Below are 10394 nucleotides of genomic sequence, written 5' to 3'. Positions count from 1 at the left end.
GGTTACTCTTGATTTCTCTGCCTTCTTCTCGGTATGCTTTCCCATGGGTGGCGTCTCCTTTCTTTTTTGTTTTCTCAGCTAAAAAGATATAAAAGGATTCGCCGCCTGCAAATACTTTTACACACTTTTTGATATTATCCCAATAATTATTAAAAAGAGAATAAAAACAATTTTTCCATTAATCATTACCCAATCCTCTTTTTATAAATATATTATGCTTTGTCGCAAGCATCTGTAGCTGTAGATTAAAGAGAAGTATAACGAAAGTATTTTCCTTATTTCCTTCACATGGATGTTATAAGCTATAGCCATAAGCGATGCAATTCCCTTCTTATTTTTCTCTCCCCTCTTTATTATACATCCCTAAACTTTCTCTTTATCGCTGAAATCATTGTCTCACAAGCTATCTCTTACCATAAATCCCAGACACCATTTGGCCAGTGAAAACACTAAATAAGCTAAGATTCTATCTCAACTCCTGATACTTCTACCCTCTACGAATACGCAGAATAACCCTTAAGCTAAGTCCAACTCTCATATTCTCATTACCATCAAACCTCTGTCCATTACCTCTTTCTGATGATAGTGAAACTTCCTCTAAATCCCTAAAATATGTTCTTCATGCAGATCCTTAATAGTACACATGAGATCGGTTGAGAAGGGCTATAAATGTGCGGACTTTCCTTGTGTGAGCGCTTAGGAAGTATTTGTCTTGTCATAAAGTCAGCCACTTAAAAAAACTATATGTTATGTTGACAAGAGTCTGTGGTTTGTGAAACAATGGCATTATACAATAAATCACGTAAGAAGGAATGCAATATGGCCAGCATGCAGAAAAAAAGTCTAAGCTCTCCAGACACGTGCTTTTCCCAAAGGGAAACTTGAGCTGGTTACAGTTGGAGGTATTATATTTGGTCGAGCTACCCTTGAGCCGGGTCGGAAGTGGTCAGAATCGGTTAAACCTATGGTCAAAACCAAAAGCCGCGAGGCTCCGCACACACAGTATCACGTTTCAGGAAGATTGAGGGTACGAATGGATAACAGTACAGAAGAAGAGTTTGGTCCAGGTGATGTATCGATGCTCCCTCTGGTCATGATGCTTGGGTCGTTGGAAGCGAACCTATAGTGGTAATCGATGTATCGGGAATGGCTCACTACGCTGAAGGGCCTAAGAAGTAGAAAACAGTATATTATGCTTTATGCCAGATTTCCTTATTCATGCTTCTTCACACAGAAAAGCACAGCAATGAACATAGATTTATAAAATTATGGAATTCATCGTAATAAAGATAAAAATAAAAAAGGAAGAAAATGAAAATCACGATTAGCAGCACAGCATTCAAGGAAGGAGGCATGATACCGAAGCGGTATACATGCGATGGTCCGAATATCTCTCCTCCTCTATCGTGGGATTCCGTTCCCGTGGGAACAAAGAGCCTTGCACTTATTTGCGATGACCCGGATGCACCTAGGGGAACGTGGGTACATTGGGTTATCTTTAATTTACGCGCAAACACAAAGGAGTTAACTGAGAATATACCACCTCAACAGACACTCCCAAATGGGGCACAACAAGGAAGAAATGATTTTGGCAAAATTGGTTATGGCGGACCATGCCCGCCAGGTGGCACGCATAGATATTATTTTAAGCTCTATGCTCTGGATAATGAAATTAATCTTGAGGCTGGAGCCACTAAGGCCGAATTACTAAAGGCGATGGAGGGTCATATCCTGGCGAAAGGCCAATTGATGGGGAGGTACAAGAGGTAATCCAATTTCCTAATACTTCTCGCGCCGACGAAAGAAAGAGACCCTGGGGTTAAGGAGTATAACGTATCGGGTATAACGCCCTAGAAGTTGTATACTCCCAGTCTGCTTAAAGAAAAATAGAAACGTCATCTCCCCCAAGGATAGTTTGAGTCTAAGGACATAGTTGACACATCGGTCAATCATTACCCCTTCAACACAAAAAGAAGTTTCGTAGCGGATATTATGGGTAAAAATAAGCACCAGCACCGCCTCTTCACTTATAAGCCTTGGATAGAAGGGTTATACCTCCTTATACTCTGCCAATAATCTCAAGATTTCCTTAGCGTCTTGAATGGCGTATCCCTGGAAATCGTTATTAAAATAGGCATAAACATCAAGCCCTTTGCTCAACCAATTTTTAATTTTTTGAGCTAAAGTCTTCAATTCTTCATCTGTGTATTTGGAGCTAAAAAGGGATTTCGGACCGTGCATCCTTATATAAACAAAATCCGAAGTTACAGCTTCTGCTTTAGGATACCGAGAAGAATCCGAAATTACCCAGGCAATTTTGTGCTTCCTCAAAGTCTCATAAGCCTTTTCATCACACCAGCTTCTATGGCGAAATTCAAAAGCAATCCTCAGGCTTGGCCCGATTATGAATTCGAGAAAGTCTCCTAGTCTCTTCGTGTTTTCCGGCGTTACTTTAAGGCTCGGTGGGAATTGAAAGAGAATCGGGCCTAACTTCTCCCTGAGGTGGAGCGCATTACCCAAAAATCTTTTCCAAGCAGTTTTCACGCCCTTAAGCCGCTTGACATGGGTTATGTACCTGCTGGCCTTTACCGCAAAGACGAAATCTGCGGGGGTTTGGTTATACCAATTCTTGTATGTCTCAGGCTTAGGCAGATGATAAAAGGAATAATTTATCTCCGCTGTCTTAAAATGCTGGGAGAAGTATCTTAGTCTATCTTTTGAGGATAGATTTTCGGGATAGAATATCCCATTCCAATCACCGTAAACCCAACCCGAGGTTCCGACATATAGTTTCCCCATATAAGAAACCGGCTCCTTAAACCCCTTCTCCGTTATTTCCTGTAAAAAGACCGCCCATACCCTCTAGAACTTTTTTTCATAAAAAGCCAGGCACTCAGATTCGCGTCCTCGAATAACCCGCTTGCCGGCCAGTCGGCCCCGCCGTTCAGTAACCACGGTGCACTGGTCTTCCTGACCATCACGCTCGTAGTAGATTATTACCCAGTCCCGGGTCATTCCCAGTTCATGGGCCAAAGCACTGTTAGAGTACATAGCAGTAAAAGACCAGCCGTCGTGTTCAGAATGTAGTACAGGAAGCCATGCCTTTTTTTCTGGATTGAAGCGGCGCGGTGAAATCTTAGGAAGGTCACCTCTCTCCGCACGCCTTCTGTACTCCTCGTCTATCATCAGTATGTTCCCTATAGACGGACGCTCCCCCGGCATGTCTTGGGTTTCTTTCAAACGTAACCTTCGAGCCCGCCGGCGCACCGAACGGCCAAGCATACCGGCAAGAGTGTCTCTAATTCCCCGAACCCGTCGCTCACCAAAACCGGAAAGCGTCTCCAAACGCCCGTCGTGAGCGGCTTGCTCGAGTTCCTCCAGTGTATCGATGTTTAGCTCCCGATGAATTCGCCTGGCCAGTTCCTCACCTATTCCAGGCACCGTAGTGAAGAGGTCCTCCGGAGATACCTGCCCCTCCAGGCGTTCGAGTAGAGAGCTACGTCCAGTATGCACGTATTCTTCTATTACAGATGCTATGCTCTTACCGATTGTCGGGAGAAGCTCCAAACCCTCCGTTCCCTCTGACTCCAGGATATCAGCCACGGACCGGGGGTTTTCACGAACGGTCTTGGCGGAAGCGTTGTAGGCACGCACCCTGAACGGGCTTGCACCTTGCGCTTCGAGCAAGACCGAAATGCGCTCGAGTACATCGGCAATTTCATCGTTAGTTATTCGCAACCCTTAACCCCTCAAAATCGTAATCTTTCTCCTAGATTATTTGAACATATAACTCTAGAGTTTATAATATCTTACGTTAAGTAGTCGGGTTTTTTATTATTTATTTTACAAACTGTATCATAAAAAGGCGATGTTAAGTAAGGCTCACTTTAGAATAAACTCCTTAAGCTAGGGAGAAGAATCTCATGAAAACAAAATGGTATGTAGATGGTGATGTGGGGCGGTACAACACAAATTTCTTCTATAGCTGCCTAAAGGAAGCCTGTAGCGACTTCGGAATTCCCACCCTGCAGAAGACCGGACGGACGGAGGGCGATTCTTATTATCACAAGACGGAATTTTACTTTCCCCATGATGTAAATGAGGAGTTGTTTGATGAAAGACTACAAGAGCTATTAACATCTAGTGAGTATGGATACGAAGAAGATTAGGATGAGTCCCATTGAAGAGCTATTTCCCTAGTTTGGGCGTCATTTTTGCATGAAAAACTCCGGTGCAGATTCCCTTTCCTCTTGTTCGCTCTTAGGATAGGCTATCCCCTTAAGCTCTCTTAAATCGTTCTCAATCATATCCAGTCTCTGTGTTATTTCATCAAGCTTCTCAAAGATAACATCTAGGGTTAATTTCCTCTTCCTGGTACGTCCAGCGGCTGGCTTAGTCTTGACGACTTTTTTCATAACTATCTCCTTTTATTTTATTGACATACACCAGCATATGACTTTCTAAATCATGTTTAATCGAAGGGTCTATTATCAAATATTAGCAAGCCACATACCATTTTAGAAATCGGGCCTGATCCCCCCGAACTATTTGAGATTTGTACAAACCCATTGCCCATAGATAAAAATCTATCTGTCAGAATCTAAGACATCTTACAGTCCAGTACCTGAAATAACTATAGAAGTTATAGTTTTCCCGATGAATTAGGTTATTTAGTGCTGGCATGCCATTTGAAACATTTAAACCCAGGGAGAGCCAAATAATCTTGGGTATGTTCTCCAACCATGAAGAAAAAGCCGGAGCAAAGATATGGCCAGAGGAGAATCTCGAATCCCGATAGAAATACCAGCCGACTCCGTAACCCTCGAGGGGGAAATCAACCTTCCGAAGGAAGCAAAAGGGGTAGTGATATTTGCCCATGGAAGCGGTAGCTCGCGCCTGAGCCCTAGAAACGTATTCGTGGCCCGGGTATTACAATCTGCTGGGCTCGGCACTCTCCTCTTTGACCTCCTTACCAAAGAAGAGGACCTAATTTATGAAAACCGCTTCGATATTCCTCTTCTTGGTCGCCGCCTGAAAGCAGCCACTATATGGGTAAAGGATCAAGTTCGTACCAGCTCCCCTCAAGTCGGTTATTTCGGTGCAAGCACGGGAGCGGCTGCCGCAATCATGGCTGCCGCAGAATTAGGCGAGGAAGTTAAGGCCATAGTCTCGCGGGGAGGACGTCCCGACCTGGCAAAGAAGGCTCTGGGACAGGTTCTGGCACCTACCCTTTTTATCGTGGGAGGAAATGACCGCTTCGTACTCAAGCTAAACCGTGATGCGATGCTGCACATGAAGAATATAACAGAGCTAAAAGTAATCCCCGGGGCAAGTCATCTTTTTGAAGAACCAGGAACACTAGAAGAAGTAGCTCGCTTAGCAGCAGAATGGTTCACTAAATATCTAAATATCGACCTGGCTAGACGCTAAATAATTACATGGACTTAGCATATTATCCTGTGATCTTACAACAATCTTGAGGACTTGCAATTTGGGAAATCCCTATCTTAATTGTAATAGTGGGCTTGGCTTTGATATAATTTCACTATGGCCAACCGGGAACACAGAATAACGGATAATTTGGACTTGCTTATAGAGGTCTTACCGCCTCAGATCAAGGCGGTCATCATTGAACAAGGCAATTCTGAAAATCTCGTGGAGATCGTCCTCGATTTAGGGCGGCAACTAGAAGTGCGGTACGTAGACAAAGCCCTTTATTTTGACCGCATATCCATCAGTCGTGAGGATATTCAATACGTAATAAGCCAGATTGGTATGTTCACCCTGGATAACCGTGCCGGGATTGAACGCACACTACACCGCATATCGGCCATCCGGAACCGTCTGGGCGAGGTTATCGGGCTCACCTGCCGGGTCGGGCGTGCTGTTTTTGGGACGGTGGATATTATCAAGGACGTTATTAAATCGGGTAAGAATATATTACTCCTGGGCAGGCCCGGCGTGGGCAAGACAACCCTGCTAAGAGAGGCGGCTAGGGTTTTGTCTGACGAGTTAGAGAAACGGGTCATTGTGGTTGATACCTCGAATGAGATTGCCGGAGACGGCGATATTCCTCATCCGGCCATCGGCCGTGCCCGGCGAATGCAGGTTCTATCACCGGATAGGCAACATGCGGTGATGATCGAAGCCGTAGAAAACCACATGCCGGAGGTAATCATAATCGACGAAATCGGCACCGAAGCCGAGGCTATCGCTGCCCGAACCATCGCCGAAAGGGGAGTTCAACTTATTGCCACCGCCCATGGGCATTCTCTGGAAAATCTTATCCTCAACCCCACTCTGGTCGATCTAGTAGGTGGTATTCAGCCGGTGACGTTGAGTGATGAGGAGGCCAAGCGCCGGGGGACCCAAAAGACCATCCTTGAGCGCAAGGCACCCCCCACCTTCGATGTAGTAGTGGAGATCCAAAATAAGGACCGTTTTGCCATACATCATGATGTGGTGACCATAGTGGACCAATTCCTACGCGGCGTTTTACCCAGCCCGGAGGTTAGGTTGAGAAAGGAGGACGGGGAGATAGAAATTCTATCTCCCCCGTCAACTCAACCAACAACCGCCCTTACCCCTAGGCAAACCCCGACGGACGAGTATAAGAAAAAAATAATCCGAATCTATCCCTATGGCGTGACCAGGAAACGTCTGGAACGGGCAATCCGCGAATTGCGGGTTCCTGCTTACGTGACTGCCAACCTGGAGCAGGCCGATTTCATTCTGACACTCAGGGGCCGAGAAAAAAACCTCCCACAGAAGCTTCGTCGAGCTACCGACCATGGTACGGCAATCCATACCATTAAAGGCGATACATTAAAATTTATCCTGGATTTTTTGCGAAATGTTTTCGAAGAGACCGATTACATGGATGAGCAGGAAGCCGCTTTACACGAAGTCGAGGAAGCAATTAATAAAGTGATTTCCGAACAGCAGCCCGTAGAACTGCAACCTCATAATAATTATATTCGAGGCCTACAGCATCGACTAGTGGAAAGGTATGGACTCTTCTCCGAGAGTAAGGGGCATGAACCGATGCGCCGGGTGGTAATTTATCCAGTTGGACGGAGCTGACTGGGAAACCTGACCCGGATCGATAAACAGTACCTCAACTAACGCAGAGTGGCCATCAATGACGTCTCCTAGATAACATACCTTTGCTCTCTCAATCGTGTAGAGGCAAATCCTGTATTTGCTTCGGTTCTTTAAACGGAGAACACGAGATTCACCACTACAATAAACAGGCTTTTCCTCGCAGCGTCATTGCAATCTCTTCTAACCTCTCACTTCCTCAAACATATTTTAAAGCCAGAGGTGTTCGCCCTTCGGCTTCGCTCAGGACGAACGAGCTTTTTTCTCATTAGCAGCGGATGCACGCATCCGCTCATACTGAGTTTAATCGAAGTATGAATTTAAAGCATAAAGCCCATTAGTTCTCATTTGACCAAAGTGGGAGAAGGGATAATTACTTTTACTCTGTCATTGCAACCCACCGGCAATACCTCTCACCGGTCATTTCTGTGAATGAATGAAGCAATCTCTTATTTTGGGCAAATTTGGTTTATCCTATCTAATTACCAATAGAAAATCAGGAGTAAAGACGATGGTTTTATCTCAAAACGCACTAAGAGTCTTAGAAGCAAGATACCTGAGGAGAAACAATAAAAGGGAAATCATAGAAACCCCCGAAGAGCTTTTTAAAAGGGTGGCCAACTCTGTTGCCCAGGCCGAATTACAATTAGGAAAGCCAAAAGACGTTGGTTATTGGGAGGAGGAATTCTACAACATGATGACTTCCCTTGACTTTCTTCCTAACTCCCCGACTCTTATGAACGCCGGAACCCCGCTGGGACAGCTTAGCGCTTGTTTTGTTCTTCCTGTCGAAGACACCATTGAAGACATTTTCGAGGCGGTCAAACAGATGGCCTTGGTTCAAAGAACCGGAGGAGGTACAGGCTTTTCGTTCTCCAGACTGCGGCCAAAGGGCTCGGTAGTTGCTTCTACCGGAGGGGAGTCCTCCGGCCCGGTGTCATTCATGAAGGTGTTTGACTGCGCCACCGAAAACATAAAGCAGGGTGGAAAGAGAAGGGGAGCCAACATGGGGGTTTTAAGGGTGGACCATCCGGATATCATGGAGTTCATCCGGGCAAAGCTTGAGGAGGGCGTACTCAGAAACTTTAACATTTCGGTGGGAATAACCGACGCCTTCATGGAAGCGCTTAAAACGGATAAGGAGTATGAACTTGTTCATCCCGGGACAAGGGAGGTTACAGGGAAGCTAAGAGCTAAAGAAGTTTTTTATACTATTGCCGAGTCCGCATGGGCTTCGGGAGACCCGGGCCTATTATTTCTGGACACCATAAACAAAACTCATCCGATCACCGGTCTAGGAGAGATAGAAGCTACGAACCCCTGCGGTGAATTACCCCTGCTACCGCATGAAAGCTGCAATCTAGCCTCCATCAATCTATCCCGCATGGTCGAAGAAAAGAGCGGAAAGACAGAAATTAAATGGGAGAAACTGAGAGAAATAACCCACAACTCAATTCGATTCTTGGATAATGTTATCGAGGTCAATAAATTTCCCCTTCCGGAGACCGCGTCAATCACGAAAAAAAATAGAAAAATAGGTTTGGGCGTTATGGGTTTTGCGGAAATGCTTATCCTCCTGGGCATCCCTTATGACTCTGAGGAGGCCATGGACTGGGCTGAAAGAATCATGTCGTTCATATCTAAAGAAGCAACCATAGCCTCCACAAAACTAGCGGAAGAAAGGGGGGTCTTTCCCAATTGGGAAAAGAGCATTTACTCAAAAACAGGAAAAAGAATGCGGAACGCCACCGTTACATCCATCGCCCCGACCGGGACCATAAGCATAATTGCCGGTACTACATCTGGGATCGAACCGATCTTTTCCGTTGCCTACAGAAGAAGCCATATCCTCGAGGGTGAAAGCTTCATAGAAATAAACCCCATATTCCTCGAATGCAGCAAGAGATGCGGCTTTTACCGAGACGGGTTGGTCGAGGAACTAAAGGAAAAAGGTTCCCTTAAAAAAATCGACGGGATACCGGAAGAGGTGAAGAAGGTCTTTATTACGGCCCTGGAGATACCCTATGAGCAACATATAATGATACAAGCTGCATTCCAAAAGCACGTGGACAACTCCGTTTCAAAAACCATTAACATGCCCGAAGATGCAACGGTAGAGGATGTAAAAAAAGCCTACACGTTAGCTTATGAGTTGGGATGTAAGGGAATTACCATCTTTCGATACGGTTCGAGAAGGGAACAGGTTTTAGAGCTGGGGAGAGATGAAGAGGTCTTCGAGAAAGAGTACTTCTCCAAATGTGACCCGCATGCGTGCAAGTTATGAACCTCATGGATTCCTTTCCAAAAATGCTGGTGTAGCAAAGTTAATTGTAGAGTTTATCCAGTCATTCGTGCAAGTTACCCGATTATAACTTTCGGGTATAAGCCGTCGTTCCCACGAAGCTTGTCCTCGCCGTCCCTTCCAGGTAAACATCTAGTTGGATTTGATAACATTCAGGATAAGCGGAGAAATGTCCAAGACTTTTACCTTACCTTCCTCCATTTGGGGAAGGGAATTGGTAACGTATATTTGTTTGATAGGGCTCTTATCGAGCCTTTTCCTGGCATTACCGCTGAATATTCCGTGAGTAGCGTACACCTCGACTTCCCTAGCGCCTTCGGAAAGGAGTTTTTCAGTCGCTTCGATAATGGTGCCTCCTGTAGCAATCATGTCATCAACGATCAACACCCTCTTTCCTTTAACCTCGCCGCTCACTTCAAAAACCTCGACCTTCTCCTCGGTAATACGTTTTTTCTCTATATGAATAACCGGTAACCCACATTTGTCTCCCACCATTCTGGCAAATGGTATACCACCCTTGTCCGGAGCAACAACCACATCTGCCCGCCGAACAAGCGGATGGATCAAATCTAACGGAAAAAGGTCCTGGTAATCGAGATAGCTTTTAATCATCCTGCTGTGTATGTGCAAGACGAACACCTCCTTTAACCCGAAGTATTCGATAAAATCAGAAACAACCTGGGCACTCAAGCTCTCCCCTCTGTGGGTTATTCTATCCTGGCGGGCGTAAGCAAAATAGGTAATGATTAGACGTATATCAGTGGTCAGGCGTCTCAGCGCATCTAATAGGAAAAAAAGCTCAAGCAGATTGTCAGCCGGGGGGTTGGTACTGGCGATAACCCAGACCGGTCCGCTGACTTCATTCTCGACGCGGATATATTTCTCGCCGTCGCTGAAGGTTTTAGATACATAGGCTCTCTTTGCACCGTCTATGCTTGGTGCGATGTGACTCGCTGAAGGTGTTACGAATATCTCCATTCTCGGCCTGACC

Annotated in this window: 9 protein-coding genes; 5 read left to right on the top strand and 4 right to left on the bottom strand. The window is 45.5% G+C overall.

What is annotated here, in order from left to right; translation table 11 throughout:
• Positions 1–1311 precede the first annotated feature (1311 nt).
• Positions 1312–1770 carry a YbhB/YbcL family Raf kinase inhibitor-like protein gene (locus VNN20_01795; protein HWP90916.1) on the top strand — a complete coding sequence of 153 codons (459 nt, stop codon included), beginning with the start codon at positions 1312–1314 and terminating at the stop codon, positions 1768–1770.
• A gap of 279 nt (positions 1771–2049) precedes the next feature.
• Here VNN20_01795 and VNN20_01790 read toward each other — a convergent pair whose 3' ends face one another.
• Both VNN20_01790 and VNN20_01785 read right to left on the bottom strand, forming a co-directional pair.
• Positions 2050–2799 (bottom strand): DUF72 domain-containing protein, encoded by a 750-nt coding sequence (locus tag VNN20_01790; GenBank protein HWP90915.1) that lies wholly within the window; start codon positions 2797–2799, stop codon positions 2050–2052.
• Positions 2800–2862: 63 nt separating this feature from the next.
• Positions 2863–3738 (bottom strand): helix-hairpin-helix domain-containing protein, encoded by an 876-nt coding sequence (locus VNN20_01785; GenBank protein HWP90914.1) that lies wholly within the window; start codon positions 3736–3738, stop codon positions 2863–2865.
• A gap of 185 nt (positions 3739–3923) precedes the next feature.
• Here VNN20_01785 and VNN20_01780 point away from each other — a divergent pair, with 185 nt between their 5' ends.
• Positions 3924–4169, top strand: coding sequence for a hypothetical protein (locus VNN20_01780; GenBank protein ID HWP90913.1), 246 nt, complete (start codon positions 3924–3926; stop codon positions 4167–4169).
• Between the two features lie 39 nt (positions 4170–4208).
• On the opposite strand, the gene VNN20_01775 is transcribed toward VNN20_01780, so the two are convergent.
• Positions 4209–4415: a hypothetical protein gene (locus VNN20_01775; protein HWP90912.1), complete on the bottom strand. Its 207-nt coding sequence runs from the start codon at positions 4413–4415 to the stop codon at positions 4209–4211.
• Between the two features lie 352 nt (positions 4416–4767).
• Between VNN20_01775 and VNN20_01770 the strand changes: the two genes are divergently transcribed.
• The 3 genes from VNN20_01770 (at position 4768) to VNN20_01760 (ending at position 9385) form a co-directional block, all read left to right on the top strand.
• The gene (locus tag VNN20_01770; protein HWP90911.1) at positions 4768–5430 is read left to right on the top strand and encodes a dienelactone hydrolase family protein; all 663 of its coding nucleotides are present in this window, start codon (positions 4768–4770) and stop codon (positions 5428–5430) included.
• A 117-nt stretch (positions 5431–5547) separates the two neighbouring features.
• The gene (locus VNN20_01765; GenBank protein HWP90910.1) at positions 5548–7083 is read left to right on the top strand and encodes a R3H domain-containing nucleic acid-binding protein; all 1536 of its coding nucleotides are present in this window, start codon (positions 5548–5550) and stop codon (positions 7081–7083) included.
• 529 nt (positions 7084–7612) lie between these two features.
• Positions 7613–9385 (top strand): adenosylcobalamin-dependent ribonucleoside-diphosphate reductase, encoded by a 1773-nt coding sequence (locus VNN20_01760; GenBank protein HWP90909.1) that lies wholly within the window; start codon positions 7613–7615, stop codon positions 9383–9385.
• A gap of 150 nt (positions 9386–9535) precedes the next feature.
• On the opposite strand, the gene prs is transcribed toward VNN20_01760, so the two are convergent.
• Complete coding sequence (prs, locus tag VNN20_01755) at positions 9536–10381, bottom strand: ribose-phosphate diphosphokinase (protein ID HWP90908.1); 846 nt, start codon at positions 10379–10381, stop codon at positions 9536–9538.
• Positions 10382–10394 lie beyond the last annotated feature (13 nt).

It is taken from the genome of Thermodesulfobacteriota bacterium (assembly GCA_035559815.1).
Taxonomy (GTDB): Bacteria; Desulfobacterota_D; UBA1144; order Nemesobacterales; family CSP1-2; genus DATMAT01.
The sequence above is the reverse complement of the archived record's forward strand: the minus strand, read 5'-3'. Positions and strand labels throughout refer to the sequence as shown.